Annotated in this window: 20 protein-coding genes and 1 pseudogene; 10 read left to right on the top strand and 11 right to left on the bottom strand. The window is 67.1% G+C overall.

The genetic code is table 11. From position 1 onward, the window contains the following. Positions 1–86: 86 nt before the first annotated feature. Genes IB255_RS15435 through IB255_RS15425 form a run of 3 tightly spaced genes read right to left on the bottom strand, consistent with a single transcriptional unit; the run spans position 87 to position 1664 of the window. The gene (locus tag IB255_RS15435; protein WP_081515195.1) at positions 87–293 is read right to left on the bottom strand and encodes a DUF1289 domain-containing protein; all 207 of its coding nucleotides are present in this window, start codon (positions 291–293) and stop codon (positions 87–89) included. Beyond that, complete coding sequence (gene cyaY / locus IB255_RS15430; RefSeq protein ID WP_024762102.1) at positions 271–606, bottom strand: iron donor protein CyaY; 336 nt, start codon at positions 604–606, stop codon at positions 271–273. The genes IB255_RS15435 and cyaY overlap by 23 nt, the downstream gene beginning before the upstream one ends. Next, a complete protein-coding gene (locus IB255_RS15425; RefSeq protein WP_081515194.1) occupies positions 603–1664 on the bottom strand; it encodes an AraC family transcriptional regulator in 1062 nt (353 codons plus the stop codon). Before IB255_RS15425 ends, cyaY begins: the two co-directional genes overlap by 4 nt. 153 nt (positions 1665–1817) lie before the next feature. On the opposite strand from IB255_RS15425, the gene lptM reads away from it, so the two are divergent. The 6 genes and pseudogenes from lptM to IB255_RS15395 all read left to right on the top strand — a co-directional run bounded on the left by lptM (position 1818) and on the right by IB255_RS15395 (position 5528). Continuing rightward, positions 1818–1958 carry an LPS translocon maturation chaperone LptM gene (gene lptM / locus IB255_RS15420; protein ID WP_081515193.1) on the top strand — a complete coding sequence of 47 codons (141 nt, stop codon included), beginning with the start codon at positions 1818–1820 and terminating at the stop codon, positions 1956–1958. Between the two features lie 145 nt (positions 1959–2103). Continuing rightward, a pseudogene (locus IB255_RS15415) lies at positions 2104–2280 on the top strand (diaminopimelate decarboxylase); the annotation flags it as partial. 13 nt (positions 2281–2293) lie between these two features. Continuing rightward, positions 2294–3124: a diaminopimelate epimerase gene (dapF, locus tag IB255_RS15410; RefSeq protein ID WP_081515191.1), complete on the top strand. Its 831-nt coding sequence runs from the start codon at positions 2294–2296 to the stop codon at positions 3122–3124. Positions 3125–3135: 11 nt separating this feature from the next. Further along, on the top strand, positions 3136–3837 hold the full coding sequence (locus IB255_RS15405) for a DUF484 family protein (protein WP_081515190.1): 702 nt from the start codon (positions 3136–3138) through the stop codon (positions 3835–3837). A gap of 96 nt (positions 3838–3933) precedes the next feature. Then, positions 3934–4839 carry a tyrosine recombinase XerC gene (xerC, locus tag IB255_RS15400; RefSeq protein ID WP_081515189.1) on the top strand — a complete coding sequence of 302 codons (906 nt, stop codon included), beginning with the start codon at positions 3934–3936 and terminating at the stop codon, positions 4837–4839. Continuing rightward, positions 4836–5528, top strand: a complete 693-nt coding sequence (locus IB255_RS15395; RefSeq protein ID WP_081515188.1) for an HAD family hydrolase — start codon at positions 4836–4838, stop codon at positions 5526–5528. The genes xerC and IB255_RS15395 overlap by 4 nt, the downstream gene beginning before the upstream one ends. Positions 5529–5669: 141 nt before the next feature. On the opposite strand, the gene sutA is transcribed toward IB255_RS15395, so the two are convergent. The 4 genes from sutA to glnK all read right to left on the bottom strand — a co-directional run bounded on the left by sutA (position 5670) and on the right by glnK (position 8329). Beyond that, positions 5670–6002: a transcriptional regulator SutA gene (gene sutA / locus IB255_RS15390; RefSeq protein WP_045215410.1), complete on the bottom strand. Its 333-nt coding sequence runs from the start codon at positions 6000–6002 to the stop codon at positions 5670–5672. 78 nt (positions 6003–6080) lie between these two features. Beyond that, on the bottom strand, positions 6081–6506 hold the full coding sequence (locus IB255_RS15385) for a secondary thiamine-phosphate synthase enzyme YjbQ (RefSeq protein WP_081515187.1): 426 nt from the start codon (positions 6504–6506) through the stop codon (positions 6081–6083). Positions 6507–6613: 107 nt separating this feature from the next. Beyond that, positions 6614–7948 carry an ammonium transporter gene (locus tag IB255_RS15380; protein WP_081515186.1) on the bottom strand — a complete coding sequence of 445 codons (1335 nt, stop codon included), beginning with the start codon at positions 7946–7948 and terminating at the stop codon, positions 6614–6616. 42 nt (positions 7949–7990) lie between these two features. Further along, on the bottom strand, positions 7991–8329 hold the full coding sequence (gene glnK / locus IB255_RS15375; protein WP_003457590.1) for a P-II family nitrogen regulator: 339 nt from the start codon (positions 8327–8329) through the stop codon (positions 7991–7993). 403 nt (positions 8330–8732) lie between these two features. On the opposite strand from glnK, the gene IB255_RS15370 reads away from it, so the two are divergent. Together IB255_RS15370 and IB255_RS15365 are read left to right on the top strand one after the other, a co-directional pair. Beyond that, positions 8733–9020 (top strand): accessory factor UbiK family protein, encoded by a 288-nt coding sequence (locus IB255_RS15370; RefSeq protein WP_081515185.1) that lies wholly within the window; start codon positions 8733–8735, stop codon positions 9018–9020. Between the two features lie 39 nt (positions 9021–9059). Next, complete coding sequence (locus tag IB255_RS15365; RefSeq protein WP_081515184.1) at positions 9060–10550, top strand: YifB family Mg chelatase-like AAA ATPase; 1491 nt, start codon at positions 9060–9062, stop codon at positions 10548–10550. On the opposite strand, the gene IB255_RS15360 is transcribed toward IB255_RS15365, so the two are convergent. Beyond that, complete coding sequence (locus IB255_RS15360; protein ID WP_081515183.1) at positions 10547–11035, bottom strand: RidA family protein; 489 nt, start codon at positions 11033–11035, stop codon at positions 10547–10549. The genes IB255_RS15365 and IB255_RS15360 overlap by 4 nt on opposite strands. 28 nt (positions 11036–11063) lie before the next feature. Next, entirely contained in the window at positions 11064–11294 is a 231-nt protein-coding gene (locus tag IB255_RS15355) for a DUF1127 domain-containing protein (protein ID WP_081515182.1), read from the bottom strand. A gap of 185 nt (positions 11295–11479) precedes the next feature. Between IB255_RS15355 and IB255_RS15350 the strand changes: the two genes are divergently transcribed. Both IB255_RS15350 and IB255_RS15345 read left to right on the top strand, forming a co-directional pair. Continuing rightward, a complete protein-coding gene (locus IB255_RS15350; RefSeq protein WP_081515181.1) occupies positions 11480–12928 on the top strand; it encodes a PLP-dependent aminotransferase family protein in 1449 nt (482 codons plus the stop codon). Between the two features lie 82 nt (positions 12929–13010). Then, complete coding sequence (locus IB255_RS15345; RefSeq protein ID WP_192210549.1) at positions 13011–13814, top strand: TlpA disulfide reductase family protein; 804 nt, start codon at positions 13011–13013, stop codon at positions 13812–13814. Between the two features lie 13 nt (positions 13815–13827). Here the strand turns inward: IB255_RS15345 and IB255_RS15340 are convergent, their stop codons facing one another. Together IB255_RS15340 and IB255_RS15335 are read right to left on the bottom strand one after the other, a co-directional pair. Beyond that, positions 13828–15804 carry a methyl-accepting chemotaxis protein gene (locus tag IB255_RS15340; protein ID WP_192210548.1) on the bottom strand — a complete coding sequence of 659 codons (1977 nt, stop codon included), beginning with the start codon at positions 15802–15804 and terminating at the stop codon, positions 13828–13830. A gap of 426 nt (positions 15805–16230) precedes the next feature. Further along, positions 16231–16707: a Bro-N domain-containing protein gene (locus tag IB255_RS15335; protein WP_192210547.1), complete on the bottom strand. Its 477-nt coding sequence runs from the start codon at positions 16705–16707 to the stop codon at positions 16231–16233. Positions 16708–16753: the final 46 nt, after the last annotated feature.

Below are 16753 nucleotides of genomic sequence, written 5' to 3'. Positions count from 1 at the left end.
ATGAAATCCGAAAAAAGAAAAACCCCGCCCAAGGCGGGGTTTTCCCGGACACTAACACAGCACAGAAAATAAGCAACACCGACCAGTCACCACTTCGGCCGATGGTTGTTTCGGCGCTTTTCGCAGTCCGCCAGAATCGCCAGGCGCCGCTCGCCGTCGGCCTCGTTCCACTCCAGGATCTCGCCCAGGGTGCGCCCGCAGCCGACGCAGATGTCCGCGTCGTCCAGGCAACAGCGCCGGCAGCAGGGCGAGGCGACGCTGGCCCGCGGCTCAGATGCCGGGGAAGTCGACATCCTCACCTGCCTGCTCCAGGGTCGCGCGATTGAGCAGCGCGCCCAGCGGTTCGCGGGTGCTATCGCAGATCCACAGCGAGCCGGATTCGTCGTAGTCGAAATGGAAGCCGCCGGAGCGCGCCGCCACCCACAGCTGGCGCAGCGCCGGCTGGCGGCTGAGGATCAGCTGGGTGCCGTTCTCGAAGCGCACGGTCAGCACGCCACTGGAGTTCTCCAGGTCCAGGTCCAGGTCGCTGTCGTCGAAGGCGTCCTCCACCGTTACCTGTACAGCGTCCACCAGGTCATGGAAGCGGGCTTCGCTCAAAGTGCTCATGCATCGTCCTCGGGATCAGTCAAAGGCACCAGTTTACGCCGGTATTCGCCCAGACTCTGCCCCGTCCAGCGCCGGAATGCGCGGGCGAGCGAGCCGGCTTCGCTGAAGCCCAGGAGGTAGGCGATGTCGGCGGTGTCCAGCGCCGGGTCGCGCAGGTAGTGCAGCACCAGTTGCTGGCGGGTTTCGTCCACCAGCTGGCTGAACGACAGGCCGGTGTCGCGCAGCCGCCGCTGCAGGGTGCGCGGGCTCAGCGCCAGGGTCTGCGACAGGCGTTCCAGGTCGGCGCCCTGCTCCGGCAGCTGGCGCGCCAGCTCCAGGCGCGCGCGGTCGAGCACGGTGTCGCCCTTGTTGATTTCCACCAGCAGGCGTTCGGCGTAGGCATCCAGGGTGCGCTGCACCTGGGCGTCGGCCTGGCCGAGCGGTAGCGAAAGCAGGCGCCTGGGGAAGACCAGGGCGTTGTCCGGCTGATCGAACAGCACCGGGCAGCGGAAGATGCGCTCGTGCTCGCTGACATCCGCCGGGGCGCTGTGGCTGAAACGCACCTCGAACGGCACCTCGTCCACGCCGCTGACCCAGTGGCCGAAACTGACCCAGCCGGCCAGCGTCTCTTCGCTCATCTGTCGTTGCTGTTGCGGCAGCAGCGGCTCCCAGCTGTGCTTCACCAGCGCCTCACAACCGGCGCGCGGCGGCTCGTCGGCCAGCTCGACGCGGCCCAGGTTGCCCACCAGCGAGGCATAGCGCGCCTGGCGGTGCAGGGCGTCGGAGAGCGTCGCGCAACTCATGATCAGGTAGCCGAGCACGCCGTAGTAGCCGGGGCGCACCGCCTCGCCCAGGTGCAGGCCGAGGTTGTCGTCGCCGCTCAGGCGCACGCCGGCGCCCACCAGCTCCAGGTAGGCGCTGGCGGCGATGCGCTGGTCGCGCTGGGCGAGGATCGAGGGCTCCAGGTGCACCGTCGCCAGCAATTGCGCCGGGTCCACGCCCTGGCGCTGCAGATGCTCCACGAGGCCCTGCAGGTAGGCCACCGACACCGAACTGGGCAGGGGATCGCGATAGTCCATCAGGCATTCCATTTTTTGCCCGCCATCATAGGGCCACCGGCCCTTTCGGTGCGAGCCGCAAGCCCCGCCGGGCGGGAGTCCGCTTGAATAGGCAAGCCGGCGGGGGGTCGGTATACTCCGGACCCATTGACGCTTTATTACAAGGATTCCGCCATGAAGCGACTGCTGCTTCCCTTCGTCGCGCTCGCCGTCTTCACCGCCGCGCTGGCCGGCTGTGGCCAGAAAGGCCCGCTGTACCTGCCGGACGACCAGAAGGCCAAGAGCGAGCACAGCAAGGACCGCTACGGTCTCTGAGGGCGTTCCCATGGACGCCTTCGACGTCCGCGACGGGCAACTGTTCGCGGCAGACCTGCCGTCGCCGGCAATCGCCGGGCGCTTCGGCATGCCGCAAAGCGGTAACGGCGAGCTCCTCGCCCGACTCCGCAACCCCGTCCGCGAAGAAGGCGGCCTGCTGGCCGTGCGTTCGGCCGGCGCCTATGGTTTCGTCATGAATTCCAACTACAACACCCGGGGCCGCGCCGCCGAGGTGCTGGTGGATAGCTCGGCCGCGCACTGGGTGCGTCGCCACGGAACACGACCAGAGCTGTTCGCCGGCGAAAGCCTGCTGCCGGACTGAGGCCGAGACGACGATGCTTCTGCGTTTTACCAAGATGCATGGGCTGGGCAATGACTTCATGGTCCTGGACCTGGTCAGCCAGCACGCCCATGTGCAACCACGCCACGTCAAACAGTGGGGCGACCGCAACTTCGGGGTCGGCTTCGATCAGTTGCTGATCGTCGAGCCGCCAAGCACGCCGGACGCCGACTTCCGCTACCGCATCTTCAACTGCGACGGCACCGAGGTCGAACAGTGCGGCAACGGCGCGCGCTGCTTCGCCCGCTTCGTGGTCGACAAGCGCCTGACCGCGAAGAAGACCATCCGCGTGGAAACCAAGGGCGGCATGATCGAGCTGACCATCGCCAACGATGGCCAGGTCACCGTCGACATGGGCCCGCCGCGCCTGCAACCCGAGCAGGTGCCGTTCCAGGCCGGTGCCGAAGCGCTGAGCTACCCCCTTGAAGTGGACGGCCAGCAGTACCAGCTGGCGGCCATCTCCATGGGCAACCCGCACGGCGTGCTGCGCGTGGATGACGTGGACAGCGCTCCGGTGCGCACCCTGGGGCCGAAGCTGGAAATCCACGAAAGCTTCCCGCAGAAGGCCAACATCGGCTTCCTGCAGATCGTCAATCCGCACCAGGCGCGCCTGCGCGTCTGGGAACGCGGCGCCGGCGAGACGCTGGCCTGCGGCACCGGCGCCTGCGCCGCCGCGGTCGCCGGCATCCGCCAGGGCTGGCTGCAATCGCCGGTACAGATCGACCTTCCCGGCGGACGGTTGTCCATCGAGTGGGCAGGACCGGGTCAGCCCGTTATGATGACCGGGCCCGCCGTGCGGGTGTTCGAAGGCCAGGTACGTCTATAACCGGGACGCTTATGACCGATACTCCGCAGGACCCCACCGTTACGCTCGAAGCCGAACAGGTCGCCGACTATCTTCGCCGGCACCCTGAATTCTTCGTCGATCATGACGAGCTGATCCCGGAGATGCGCATTCCGCACCAGCCGGGCGACGCCGTGTCGCTGGTGGAGCGCCAGGTACGCCTGCTGCGCGAGCGCAACATCGAGATGCGCCATCGGCTGTCGCAGCTGATGGACGTGGCCCGCGACAACGACCGGCTGTTCGACAAGACCCGCCGCCTGGTGCTCGACCTGCTCGACGCCACCAGCCTCGAGGAAATCGTCAGCACGACGGAAGACAGTCTGCGCCACGAATTCCTCGTGCCTTACGTCAGCCTGATCCTGTTCAGCGACAACAACCTGCCGGTGGGCCGTTCGGTGAGCAGCGCCGAGGCGCACCAGGCGATCGGCGGCCTGCTGTCGGGCGGCAAGACCGTCTGCGGCGTGCTGCGCCCCCACGAGCTGGCCTTCCTGTTCTGCGAAAGCGAACGCGAGCAGGTCGGCTCCGCCGCCGTGGTACCGCTGACCTTCCAGGGCCTGCACGGTGTGCTGGCGATCGGCAGCCCCGACCCGCAGCACTACAAGAGCTCGCTGGGCACCCTGTTCCTGGGCTACGTCGCCGAAGTCCTCGCGCGGACCCTGCCGCGCTTCTCCACGCCACTGCGCTCGGTGCGCTGAAAGCGGCGGCAAGCTGCAGGCTTTAGGCGACAGGCCGAATGCAGCGGGCCGAGTGCTTTTGCCTGAAGCCTGCGACCTGCAGCCTGGAGCCTTTCGTTGACACTTGAAGCTGGCATCGACGCTTATCTGGAACACCTGCGCAGCGAACGCCAGGTGTCCGTCCATACCCTCGACGGCTATCGCCGCGACCTGCTGCGCCTCGCCGCGCTCTGCGAAAAGTCCTCGCTGAACGAGTGGCCCGAGCTGCAGGTGCGCGACCTGCGCATGTTCGTCGCCCGCCTGCACCAGCAGGGCCTCGCCAGCCGCAGCCTGGCGCGCCTGCTGTCGGCCACGCGCGGACTGTACCAGTACCTGATCCGCGAAGGCCGCTGCCGGCACAACCCCGCCGATGGCCTCGCCGCGCCCAAGGGCGCACGCAAGCTGCCGCGCACCCTGGACACCGACCGCACCGCGCAACTGCTCGACGGTGGTGTCGAGGACGATTTCATCGCCCGCCGCGACCAGGCGCTGCTGGAGCTGTTCTATTCCTCGGGCCTGCGCCTCTCCGAACTGGTCGGCCTCGACTTGGAGTGGCTGGACCTCAAGGACGGCCTGGTGCGCGTGCACGGCAAGGGCAACAAGGTGCGCGAACTGCCGGTCGGCCGCGCCGCGCGGCAGGCCATCGAAAACTGGCTGCCGCTGCGCGCCCTCGCCTCGCCACAGGACAACGCCGTGTTCATCGGCCGCAGCGGCAAGCGCCTGACGCCCCGCGCGATCCAGCTGCGCGTGCGCGAAGCCGGTGTGCGCGAGCTGGGCCAGCACCTGCATCCGCACATGCTGAGGCACTCCTTCGCCAGTCATATGCTGGAGTCCTCCCAGGACCTGCGCGCAGTGCAGGAGCTGCTCGGCCACGCCGACATCGCCACCACGCAGATCTACACCCACCTGGACTTCCAGCACCTCGCCACGGTCTATGACCAGGCGCACCCACGGGCACGCCGTAAACCCGGAGCAGAAGAATGAGTATCCGTCTGGTCACCTTCGACCTCGATGACACGCTGTGGGACGTCGCCCCGGTGATGAACAGCGCGGAAGCCACCCTGCGCGACTGGCTGGCAGTGAATGCCACGCAGTTGGGCCCGGTGCCCATCGAACACCTGTGGGCGATTCGCTCGCGGCTGATGGAGCAGGACCCGATGCTCCGGCACCGCCTGAGCGAACTGCGCCGGCGCATCCTGTTCCACGCCCTGCTCGACGCGGGTTATCCACAAGCCGAGGCCAGCGACCTGGCCGAAGCCGGGTTCCAGACCTTCCTCCACGCGCGACACCAGGTGGCGCTGTTCCCCGAGGTGCACCCGACCCTGGAGCAACTGGCCAACCGCTTCATCCTCGGCGTGCTCACCAATGGCAACGCCGACGTGCGCCGCCTGGGCCTGGCCGATTACTTCCAGTTCGCCCTGTGCGCGGAAGAACTCGGCGTCGGCAAACCTGATCCACACCCGTTCCAGGAAGCACTCAAGCGCGGCGGCGTGGCGGCGGAACACGCCGTGCACATCGGCGACCACCCCAGCGATGACATCGCCGGCGCGCGTCGCGCGGGCATGAAGGCGATCTGGTTCAACCCGGCGCGCAAGGCATGGGACGGCGAAGAGGCGCCCAGCGCGATCATCCACAACCTCTCCGAGCTGCCCGGCGTTCTAGCAAATCTGTAGGTGCGGACCAGGCCGTAGGCGGATAACGCTGGCGCGTTATGCGCCCTACGATTTGTAGGAGCGGCCGCCAGACATACGCGGACATGAAAAAGCCCCGCCGCTCCTCACGGAACGGCGGGGCTTTTCATGTCGAGTCAGATATCAGATAGGGCGGCTGCCGTATTTGCTATCCGGCTTCTTGGGCGGGTCGGCCACGACGTTCGGCTCGATCTCCTGCACCTTGCCACCGCGAGTGAGGAATTCCTCCATCGCGCGAGCCAGTGCATCACGATCCTTCTGCTTGGCTTCGACCGAGGGCAGTTCCTCTTCTTCCGCAGCGGCCTTGGCTTTCTTGCCACCGCCCTTGGGAGAAGGGGCTTCATCCCCATCGCCGCTGTCTGCTTCGGCGTCGCTGTCGTCCGCTGCGGCGAGTTCCTCGCCATCGTCCTCGTCAGCGCCGTCCAGCTCGTCCTGTTCCAGTTCTTCGTCGCTCATTGTTCAACCTCTGTGGTGCTGCAAAGCACGTTAGTTATAGCCCAGCTGCGCGCTTTGACGAACGCCGCCGGAAAAAATTCATACAAGCTCGCCCTGCCAGGTCGCCACGATCTTTCGCGGCCCGCCGTGGTCGCGGTGCTCGCCCAGATAGATACCTTGCCAGGTGCCCATTGCCAAGCCTCCCTCCTGTATCGGCAGCGTCAGCTGACAGCCCAGCAGGCTCGACTTGAAATGCGCCGGAAGGTCGTCCGGACCTTCGTAGTCATGTTCATAGCCGCTCTCGCCCTGGGGCACCAGGCGATTGAAGAATCGCTCGAAATCGCGGCGCACCGAGGGGTCGGCATTCTCATTGACCGTCAGCGAAGCGGAGGTGTGCTGCAACAGCAGGTGCAGCAGGCCGACCCGGCACTTCGACAACTCCGGCAGCGCGGCCAGGATCTCGTCGGTGACCAGATGGAAACCTCGCGGTCGAGGGCGCAGGGTGATGGTCTTCTGCTGCCACATGGCGGGCAATCCTTGCGTCGCTAACGGTGATGCGCGCGCATTCTAGCGTGCTGATCGAAAAAACAAAGGGCGCCCGAGGGCGCCCTTCGTCGAACTTGCGCGAACCCTTACAGGTTGTAACCGCGCTCGTTGTGCAGGGAGAGGTCCAGACCCACGGTTTCCTCTTCCTCGGAGACGCGCAGGCCCATGACCAGGTCCAGGACCTTGAGGATCACGAAGCTGACGATACCGGTGTAGACGATGGTGAAGGCCACGCCCTTGAACTGGGTGAACAGCTGCGCGCCGATGTCGGTCACGGTGCCGAAGCCGCCCAGTGCCGGGGCTGCGAACACGCCGGTGAGCAGGGCGCCGACGATACCGCCGACAGCGTGCACGCCGAAGGCGTCCAGGGAATCGTCGTAGCCGACGGCGCGCTTGAGGCTGGTGGCAGCGAAGAAGCAGATCACGCCAGCGGACAGACCGATGACGATGGCGCCCATCGGGCCACAGGTACCGGCAGCCGGGGTGATGGCGACCAGGCCGGCAACCACGCCCGAAGCGATGCCCAGGGCGCTCGGCTTACCGTGGGTGATCCACTCGGCGAACATCCAGCCCAGGGCGGCGGCGGCGGTGGCGATCTGGGTGACCAGCATGGCCATGCCGGCGGTGCCGTTGGCGGCAGCGGCGGAACCGGCGTTGAAGCCGAACCAGCCGATCCACAGCAGGGCGGCGCCGATCAGGGTGTAGCCCAGGTTGTGCGGGGCCATGGCAGCGGTCGGGTAGCCCTTGCGCTTGCCGAGGACGATGCACGCCACCAGGCCAGCGATACCGGCGTTGATGTGCACCACGGTGCCGCCGGCGAAGTCCAGCACGCCCCAGTCCCACATCAGGCCGCCGTCACCGCTCCAGACCATGTGGGCGATCGGTGCGTAGACCAGGGTGAACCACAGCGCGGTGAAGATCAGCATGGCCGAGAACTTCATGCGCTCGGCGAAGGCGCCGACGATCAGGGCCGGCGTGATGATCGCGAAGGTCATCTGGAACATCACGAAGACGCTCTCAGGGAACAGCGCGGCGGCGGAAGTCAGTCCGCTGGTGGTCAGGCCGCTGAGGAAGGCCTTGTCCAGTCCGCCGACGAAGGAAGCGAAGTTGACCACGCCCTTTTCCATACCGACGGTATCGAAGGCCAGGCTGTAGCCGTAGACGACCCAGAGGATGCTGATCAGCGCGGTGATCGCGAAGCACTGCATCATGATCGACAGGACGTTCTTGGCGCGCACCATGCCGCCGTAGAACAGCGCCAGGCCAGGGATGGTCATCAGCAGCACCAGGGCGCTGGAAATCAGCATCCAGGCGGTGTCGCCGCTGTTCAGGACGGGGGCCGCAGCCTCGTCGGCCAAGGCCAGACCGGGCATTGCGAGGGGCAATAGGGCGCCTAGCCCTGCGTATTTGCGCAGAGTCATTGTTGTTTCTCCTGGGGCGTGGGGGTTCGGTGTGGGCTTGGCTTAGATCGCGTCGGTGCCGGTTTCGCCGGTACGGATACGAATGGCCTGTTCCAGATTTACGACAAAGATCTTGCCGTCACCGATCTTCCCGGTGTTGGCGGCCTTGGTGATGGCTTCGATAACACGATCCAGCTGGTCATCGGCGATGGCGACGTCGATCTTCACCTTCGGCAGGAAATCGACAACGTATTCCGCGCCACGGTACAGCTCGGTGTGACCCTTCTGCCGGCCGAAGCCTTTGACTTCGGTCACAGTGATGCCCTGCACGCCGATCTCGGACAGCGACTCACGAACGTCGTCCAGCTTGAACGGCTTGATGATGGCTGTGACTAGCTTCATGTAACTCTCTCCCGTGTTTTGGTGGACCCGCCCCAGGAAGAACGAACCCGGAGACAAGTCTAAGCGCAGTGTCTGGCTTTTGTAATGCGCCGGCCGCCCTACCTCAGCACTCCGACTGCCTTGATCGAAGCAATCCACCGCCTCGCCTGCCGCACCGGAACTGCATCGGTGCACGCCATATCTGCCCCAAAGCATGAAGCTTGCCAGTTCGTGAAAATGCCCGTGGCATCAGGCACTTGGCCTGAAACAGGGCTTCCTGGCGAATCGCCAGCGCTGCCCTGGCGCACCGAAAGCGCGCACGCAGAGCGGGCACACTGCTCAAAAAGCGTGCAACCCGGCGCGCCGCAGCCAGCGCCGGCTGCGTGATAGACTGCGCTCTGATTCAATCCGGAACCCATGAACCATGCTGCCGCCCAAAGCCTTCCTCGATGCCATCAGCCAACAAGCCGGACGTCTGTTCGGTGGCGAATCGCCCCTGCCGAAGGCCGAGCTGGAAGCCCAGTTCAAGGTTCTGATGCAGAGCGCCTTCAGCAAGCTCGACCTGGTCAGCCGCGACGAATTCGACAGCCAGATGGTCGTCCTCGCGCGCACCCGCGCACGCCTCGAGGCGCTGGAAGCGAAGGTCGCGGAGATGGAAGCCAGACTCTCGCCCGCCGACACCGCCGCACCTGCCCCCGCCGCCGAAGAGTAAGCCCCGCCTGGCGGGCGGCATGGAATCCAGGAGTGATCCATGTCCCTCGCCATCGTCCATAGCCGCGCCCAGGTCGGCGTGGAAGCGCCCGGCGTCACCGTCGAGGCGCACCTCGCCAACGGCCTGCCGTCACTGACCCTGGTCGGCCTGCCCGAAGGCGCCGTGAAGGAGAGCAAGGACCGCGTGCGCAGCGCCCTGCTCAACTCCGGCTTCGACTTCCCCAACCGCCGCATCACCCTGAATCTCGCCCCGGCCGACCTGCCCAAGGACGGCGGGCGCTTCGACCTGGCCATCGCCCTGGGCATCCTCGCCGCCAGCGGCCAGCTGGCCGATGCCGCCGGGCTGGATGGGCTCGAATGCCTGGGCGAACTGGCGCTCTCCGGTACGCTGCGGCCGGTCCCCGGTGTACTGCCCGCCGCGCTGGCAGCCCGTGCTGCCGGACGCGCGCTGGTGGTGCCGAAGGAGAACGCCGAGGAGGCCAGCCTCGCCAGCGGCCTGACCGTCTACGCCGTCGGCCACCTGCTGGAGCTGGCCGCGCACTTCAGCGGCCAGGAACGCCTGCGCCCCTTTGAGGCCAACGGCCTGATGCGAGTAACGCCGCCTTACCCCGACCTCTCGGAAGTGCAGGGCCAGGCCGCCGCCAAGCGTGCGCTGCTGGTGGCCGCCGCCGGCGCCCACAACCTGCTGTTCAGCGGGCCGCCCGGCACCGGCAAGACGCTGCTCGCCAGCCGCCTGCCCGGCCTGATGCCGCCGCTGGATGAAGACGAGGCGCTACAGGTGGCGGCGATCCATTCCGTGGCCGGGCGCGGGCCGCTGACCCACTGGCCGCAGCGGCCTTTCCGCCAGCCGCACCACACCGCCTCAGCGCCAGCACTGGTCGGCGGTGGCAGTCGTCCGCAGCCGGGGGAAATCACCCTGGCCCACGAAGGCGTGCTGTTCCTCGACGAGCTGCCGGAATTCGATCGCAAGGTCCTGGAAGTGCTGCGCGAGCCGCTGGAAGGCGGCGAGATCGTCATTGCCCGCGCCAATGGCCGCGTGCGCTTCCCGGCGCGCTTCCAGCTGGTGGCGGCGATGAACCCCTGCCCCTGTGGCTATCTGGGCGACCCCAGCGGCCGTTGCCGTTGCTCGCCGGAACAGATCCAGCGCTACCGGGCCAAGCTCTCCGGGCCGCTGCTGGACCGCATCGACCTGCACCTCACCGTCAGCCGGGAAAGCACCAGCCTCGCACCCAGCGGGCCGAGCACCAGCAGCGCCGAGCTGGCTGTGCAGGTCGCCGCCGCGCGCCAGCGCCAGCTTACCCGGCAGGGTTGCGCCAACGCCTTTCTGACCCTGAAGAAGATGCACCAATATTGTGCATTGAGCCCGGAAGACCAGGCCTGGCTGGAGAAGGCCGGCGAGCGCCTGAACCTGTCACTGCGCGCCCTGCACCGGATTCTCAAGGTCGCCCGCACCCTCGCCGACCTGCAGCAGGCAGACGACATTGCCCGCCCGCACCTCGCCGAGGCGCTGCAGTACCGCGCGGGGCACTAGCCCGGCAGGTCGTGCGCGACGGCGAGCAGATTCAGCTCGACCGTGGCGTTCTTCGGCAACTGATAGACGCCAACCGAAGTGCGCGTGTGCACACCGGCCGCCCCCAGCACCTCGTACAGCACCGCCGATGCGCCGTCGGCCACCTCGCTCAGTTGGGTAAAGTGCTCTGCCGACTGTACGAACACGTTGAGCTGCAACACTCTGCGCACCCGGTCGAGATCACCCAGCGCCTGCCGCAGCAAGGCCAGCGCGCGCATCACGCAGACCTTGGCAGCCAGTTGGGCATCGGCCATTGAAACTTCACTGCCCGCCCGGCCGATGACGACGATTTCATCACCCACCCGCGGAATCTGCCCACTGACGTGCACCTGGTTTCCTTCGATGAGGAAAGGCACGTAGTTGCCGCCGATCTTCATTTCACCGCTGAAGTCGTAGCCGAGTTCGGCGGCGATCCTTTCAAACGCAGCAGCGCGCGTCTCGCTCATAAACACTCCCTGATGGGTCAGTTTCCGGTCAGCAGCGCCAGAACGGCCGCATCGCTTCGATCACCGCCTGCTCGCGGGTGACGCCGATATCCTTCAGCTGCGCATCGGACAGCTCCAGCAGCTGCTTGCGGGTACGCACGCGGCGCCAGAACTGCTGCCAGCGGCTTTCCTGCGGGGCGCGCGGAGCTTCACGCACGCCGGGGATCTCCAGCAGTTCCTGTTGGTAAAGGGTCAGCCGCACATCGCTCAGGCCGCTCATGTCGTCACTCCTCCAGTCGAGCTCTTTCGAACGTGGGACTAGCGTGACGAATCGGCGGAAATCATTACAGATTCAACGCGGTTAAGTTTTTTCCATACAGACTCGAGCGAAATCCTTCTGAATGGCGTATTTTTTCCCGATCTGTACTGCATTCCGCCGAGTCTGTCCGGCACGGGAGATCTGTCATGAAACGCTACGCGCAGCTGGCCGCCACCCTCGGCGAGCGCATCGAGCAGGGCCTGTACCGTCCCGGCGACCGCCTGCCCTCGGTGCGCGCGCTGAGCGAGGAGCACGGTGTCAGCATCAGCACCGTGCAGCAGGCCTACCGTGTGCTGGAGGACTCCGGGCTGGTCGAGCCCAGGCCGAAGTCCGGCTACTTCGTACCCGAGCGCCGCGAGTTGCCACCGATGCCGGCCATGACCCGCCCGGCGCAACGGCCGGTAGACGTGTCGCAGTGGGACCAGGTGCTGGAACAGGTGCGCCGCGCGCCCGGCGGCGATTTCGTTCAGCTCGGGCGCGGCACGCCGGACATTGCCAGCCCCTCGCTCAAGCCGCTGCAGCGGGCGATGGTGCACGCCGCACGCCGCACCGACCTGCAGAGCCTCGGCTACGAAGGCATCCAGGGCTCGCTGCCGCTGCGCGAGCAGATCGCCCGGCTGATGCTGGATTCCGGCTGCCAGGTGCCGCCCAGCGAGATCGTCATCACCACCGGCTGCCAGGAGGCGCTGGCCATCACCCTGCGCGCCATCTGCGAGCCGGGCGACATCATCGCCATCGATTCACCCAGCTTCCACGGCGCCATGCAGGCGCTCAAGGCCTATGGCCTGAAGGCGCTGGAAATCCCCACCGACCCCACCAACGGCATCAGCCTGGAGGCGCTGGAACTGGCCATGGAACAGTGGCCGGTGAAGCTCATCCTGCTCACCCCCAACTGCAACAACCCGCTGGGCTACATCATGCCCGACGCGCGCAAGCGCGCTTTGCTTACGCTCGCGGCACGCTATGACGTGCCAATCCTCGAGGACGATGTCTACGGCGAGCTGGCCTACGCCTATCCGCGCCCCCGCAGCATCAAGTCCTTCGACACCGACGACCGCGTATTGCTGGCCAGTTCCTTCTCCAAGACCGTGGCGCCCGGCCTGCGCACCGGCTGGGTGGTGCCGGGGCGCTACCTGGACCGCATCCTCCACTTCAAGTACATCGCCAGCGGCACCTGCGCGCCGCAACCGCAGATGGCGCTGGCCGAGTTCGTCGGCGGCGGCCACTACGAGCCGCACATCCGCCGCATGCGCGCGCAGTACCAGCGCCACCGCGACCTGATGACCGAATGGGTCGGCCGCTACTTCCCCGAGGGCGCGCGGGTCACCCGGCCGCGCGGCGGTTTCATGCTCTGGGTCGAGTTCGACCCGCTGTTCGACAGCGTGCGGCTGAACCAGGAGCTGCGCCGCGACAACGTGCAGGTGGCGGCGGGCAACATCTTTTCCGCCTCGGGCAAGTACCGCAACTGCATCCGCATGAACTACTCGAACCGCGACCTGGCGGTGATCGAGGATGCCGTGCGCAAGGTCGGCGCCTGCGCCAAGCGGTTGACCGCCGAGCTGCGCGAGCAACAGGCCGAGCCACTGCCCGCCTGAGACGAAACATTTATCCACAGCCCGGCGCTGCCCCGTGGCGGCGCCCTGCTGTACCTTGGTTTCCTTTTGCCAGGCACCCGCTTTGACCAGTCTCACCCTCGGCCCGCTGGCCCTTCCCCTGCCCCACGTGCTGCTCTACCTCGGCTTCTTCGGCGCCCTGCTGGCCGGCTGGCTGGCCGGGCGCAAGCGCGGCGCCAACCCCGAAGGCGCACTGTTTGCCATGTTCCTCGGTGGCCTGCTGATGGCGCGGCTGGCCTTTGTCGCGCGCTACTTCGAGCAGTACGCGGCGACGCCGCTGAGCATCGTCGACATCCGCGATGGCGGCTTTCTCGCCCTGCCGGGAGTGATCGCCGCCGCACTGATCGGCGCGCTGCTGGCCTGGAAGCGGACAGAGCTGCGCCGCCCGCTGGCCGTCGCGGCCGTGGTCGGTGTGTGCCTGTGGGGTGGCGGCAAGGCCGTGACCTCGGCGCTGGACCGCAGCCAGCAGATTCCCGAACTCACGGTGATGGACCTGCGCGGTACCGCCGTGGACCTGCGCGCGCTGGATGGCCGGCCCATGGTGGTGAACCTCTGGGCAACCTGGTGCCCGCCGTGCCGACGCGAGATGCCGGTGCTGGAGGCCGCCCAGCAGCAGCGCAGCGATGTGCGCTTCCTGCTGGTCAACCAGGGCGAGAATGCCGAAGCCGTGCAGCGCTTCCTGCGCGACCAGGGCCTGAGCGAAGCGGCGGTGCTGCTCGACAGCGGCAACCGCCTCGGCCAGGCCACCGGCTCCTACGGCATGCCCACCACGCTGTTCTACGACGCCCAGGGGCGCCTGAAGCACAGCCAGATGGGCGAACTATCCGCCGCCAGCCTGGAGTACGGGCTGGGCCAGCTCAAGGACTGACCCGCCCGGCGCTTCAGCGGAAGCGCCCGACCTCGTCGCGCAGGCCGGCGGCCAGGCTGTCCAGCTCGCGCACGGTCTGCGCCAGATCGGCCACCACCTGACGCTGTTCGCTGTTGGCCTGGGCGATGCCCTGCAGGTTGCTGCTGAGCAGCGTCGCGGTGCGGCTCTGCTCCTGGGTCGCGGTGGTGATGGCGGCGAACTGCTCGCCGGCCGCGCTGCTCTGCTGGGAGATTTCCGCCAGTGCCGCGGCGACCTTCTCGTTCAATGCCAGCCCGTGCTGCATCAGCTGGCTGCCCTGCTCGATGGTCTCCGTGGCGCTGCCGGTGTCCTGCTGGATGGCGCCGATCATCTGCGAGATTTCCGTGGTGGCGGCCTGGGTGCGCGCCGCCAGGCTGCGCACTTCATCGGCGACCACGGCGAAGCCGCGGCCCTGCTCGCCGGCACGGGCGGCCTCGATGGCGGCGTTGAGCGCCAGCAGGTTGGTCTGCTCGGCAATCGAAGTGATCACCCCGACGATGCTGCCGATCTCCTGGGAGCGCGCGCCGAGGCGGTTGACCCGCTCCACGGTCTGCTGCAGCGCGCCGGCAATCTGCGCTAGCGAGGCGGAGGCATCGTCCATGGAATGCAGGCCGATGCGCGTCTGCCTGGTGTTTTCGCTGGCCATGCGTTCGGTGCTGCGCATGTTGTCGGCAATGTCCATCGAGGTGGCGCTGAACTCTTCCACCGCGCCGGCCATGCTATTGATCTCGCCGGACTGCTGCTCCATGCCGGCATAGGCGCCGCTGGAAAGACCCGACAGCGAACGCGAGCAATGCCCCACTTCCTCCGCCGCGCCGCGCACCCGCGAGACCATGCTGGAGAGTGCCTCGCCCATCTGGTTGAAGCTGCGCGCCAGGTCGCCGATCTCGTCACGGCTGGCGACCGACAGGCGCGCGCCCAGGTCGCCGGCGCCCAGCGCATGGGCCTGGCGCACCAGGTCGCCCAGCGGACGCAGGCGGCGCTGCAGCAGCCAGGTGGTGGCGATCACCGCCAGCAGCATGGCGATCAGGCTGCCCATGGCCAGTTGGCCACCGACGCGCCAGGTCACCGCGCGGATCTCGTCCTTGGGCATGCTCGCGACGACGGTCCAGGGGCCGCCGGCGAAGGGCTGCGCCACGCTGTAGAAGTCATCCTGGCCGTCGCTCCAGAAGCGGCCACGGCCGGGGTTGTCCAGCAGGCTGGCAAGGCTGTCGGCGGCGCGCTCGGGATTGCGCGCGCCGGCCGGCTGCACCAGCCAGTGGTGTTGTTCGTCCAGCAGCGCCAGCGAGCCCCCCTGACCGAGGCGGAAGCGGCCGAGGTTGTCGAACTGGCGTTTCTGCGCGTCGGTGTAGTCGAAGCCGACGAACAGCACGGCGATCACCCGCCCGCTGCCGTCGCGCACCGGGGTGTACTGGGTCATGTAGAAACGGTCGAACAGCAGCGCGCGGCCGACGTAGCTCTCGCCACGCATCAGCAGCGGGTAGGCCGGGCTGTTGTGGTCCAGCACGGTGCCCATGGCGCGGCTGCCGTCCTGCTTCATCAGCGAGGTGGTGATGCGCACGAAGTCGTCGCCATCACGCACGAACACGGTGGCGACGCCGGCGGTGAGCTGGCGGAATTCGTCGACCAGGGTGAAGTCGCCATTCAGGCGGGTATCGCCCAGGTACAGCGCCGGGGCTTGCAGTGCGGCGACCGGCACGCGCTCATCGGTGTGCGCTTGCAGGCCGGCAGCGAAGCGCTTCTCGAACAGGCCGGCGAGGCGCTGGGTGCTCTCGCGCAGGGTGCCGTGGAAGGTTTCCAGCTGGTCCGCCAGCAGGCGCGCTTCGCTGGCGAGGTGCTCTTCGCGGGTAGTCAGGGTAGCGCTGTCTAGCGAGCGCAAGGCAAACAGCGTGCTGCCGCTGATCAACAGGATCAGGAGCACGGCCAGGGCCATCGCCAACTGCAGGGCGATGCGGGATCGGGGCTGGTTCATTTTTCTGCTTCTGCACGCAACGGCGGGCCGTCGCCCGTTGTTCGAGGAGCGGCCTGCTTCGGTTCGAGGGGAGTGCCGGCGTGGTTCGCCGGTCTGCACAGGCTATCGGCGGCGCGTGACAATACTTGAGTCATTCACCCGGATTTGGCTTGGGGCGGGGGTTCCAGTCCGGGCAACGGCGTTCCTGCAGTGTGAATCCGGAGTCAGTCCGCAGGATGGTGTGGAGTGCAGGGCCGTAGGGCGCATAACCCGGAACGGGTTATCCGCCGCAAGCCCCACGGCGGATAACGCTGGCGCGTTATGCGCCCTACAGGAGTGACCGGAGGCACGACGCAGGATGGCGTGGAGCGCAGCGATACCCATCGATCTCCGTGCACCGACAGCATGGGTATCGCTGCGCTCCACCCATCCTACGAAAGCGTATCCTTACACGCGCAGGTGGTTTTCCATCAGGCCGACGGCGTCGCGCCAGCGCAGCCACAGGCTGCCCTGCCAGTCCATCACCGGCAGCGATTCGCCGAGCAGGAGCTGCATGCGCCGGCGCGGCAGGCGGGAGTCGTGGTTGAACTGGTCACGCAAGGCGGGCACAACCTCGTTGGTCAGCCATTGGCGCAGGCTGCGGTTTTCCGGGTGGTGGCAGTAGATCAGCAGCAGGGCGTAGAGGCCGCTCTCGCTGACCAGCAGTTCCGGTTCTGCATTGCCGGCAAGGCGTTCGCGGCGGGACTGGTCGTGGTCGAGCCGGCCGATGAGATGGGCGTCGACGGGGCGGTTGATCAGCTTGCTCAGGTCGCGCACCGCGAACCACGCCTGCTGCTCGATCAGCAGGGCGCGCAGTTGCCGGTTGTAGCGGACGAACAGGGTCGGGATCAGGCCGTCGTCGGCCGGGGAAATCGAAAGGTTCATGCTGTAGCTCCTTGCTCATTCAAGAAGCCGCCGCCCGAAACTGCCG

Source organism: Pseudomonas sp. PDM22, from assembly GCF_014851965.1.
Lineage (GTDB): Bacteria > Pseudomonadota > Gammaproteobacteria > Pseudomonadales > Pseudomonadaceae > Pseudomonas.
Note: the sequence above shows the minus strand (reverse complement) of the source record. Positions and strands in the feature narration are given on the sequence as shown.

Bases quoted from the DNA above. Each gene is read 5' to 3' on its own strand.
- IB255_RS15435 (WP_081515195.1), bottom strand. From the start codon at position 293: ATGTCGACTTCCCCGGCATCTGAGCCGCGGGCCAGCGTCGCCTCGCCC.
- IB255_RS15335 (WP_192210547.1), bottom strand. From the start codon at position 16,707: ATGAACCTTTCGATTTCCCCGGCCGACGACGGCCTGATCCCGACCCTG.
- IB255_RS15380 (WP_081515186.1), bottom strand. From the start codon at position 7,948: ATGACTCTGCGCAAATACGCAGGGCTAGGCGCCCTATTGCCCCTCGCA.
- IB255_RS15370 (WP_081515185.1), top strand. From the start codon at position 8,733: ATGCTGCCGCCCAAAGCCTTCCTCGATGCCATCAGCCAACAAGCCGGA.
- dapF (WP_081515191.1), top strand. From the start codon at position 2,294: ATGCTTCTGCGTTTTACCAAGATGCATGGGCTGGGCAATGACTTCATG.
- glnK (WP_003457590.1), bottom strand. From the start codon at position 8,329: ATGAAGCTAGTCACAGCCATCATCAAGCCGTTCAAGCTGGACGACGTT.
- sutA (WP_045215410.1), bottom strand. From the start codon at position 6,002: ATGAGCGACGAAGAACTGGAACAGGACGAGCTGGACGGCGCTGACGAG.
- IB255_RS15365 (WP_081515184.1), top strand. From the start codon at position 9,060: ATGTCCCTCGCCATCGTCCATAGCCGCGCCCAGGTCGGCGTGGAAGCG.
- IB255_RS15350 (WP_081515181.1), top strand. From the start codon at position 11,480: ATGAAACGCTACGCGCAGCTGGCCGCCACCCTCGGCGAGCGCATCGAG.
- IB255_RS15360 (WP_081515183.1), bottom strand. From the start codon at position 11,035: ATGAGCGAGACGCGCGCTGCTGCGTTTGAAAGGATCGCCGCCGAACTC.
- IB255_RS15405 (WP_081515190.1), top strand. From the start codon at position 3,136: ATGACCGATACTCCGCAGGACCCCACCGTTACGCTCGAAGCCGAACAG.
- IB255_RS15395 (WP_081515188.1), top strand. From the start codon at position 4,836: ATGAGTATCCGTCTGGTCACCTTCGACCTCGATGACACGCTGTGGGAC.
- cyaY (WP_024762102.1), bottom strand. From the start codon at position 606: ATGAGCACTTTGAGCGAAGCCCGCTTCCATGACCTGGTGGACGCTGTA.
- IB255_RS15425 (WP_081515194.1), bottom strand. From the start codon at position 1,664: ATGGACTATCGCGATCCCCTGCCCAGTTCGGTGTCGGTGGCCTACCTG.
- IB255_RS15385 (WP_081515187.1), bottom strand. From the start codon at position 6,506: ATGTGGCAGCAGAAGACCATCACCCTGCGCCCTCGACCGCGAGGTTTC.
- IB255_RS15340 (WP_192210548.1), bottom strand. From the start codon at position 15,804: ATGAACCAGCCCCGATCCCGCATCGCCCTGCAGTTGGCGATGGCCCTG.
- IB255_RS15355 (WP_081515182.1), bottom strand. From the start codon at position 11,294: ATGAGCGGCCTGAGCGATGTGCGGCTGACCCTTTACCAACAGGAACTG.
- lptM (WP_081515193.1), top strand. From the start codon at position 1,818: ATGAAGCGACTGCTGCTTCCCTTCGTCGCGCTCGCCGTCTTCACCGCC.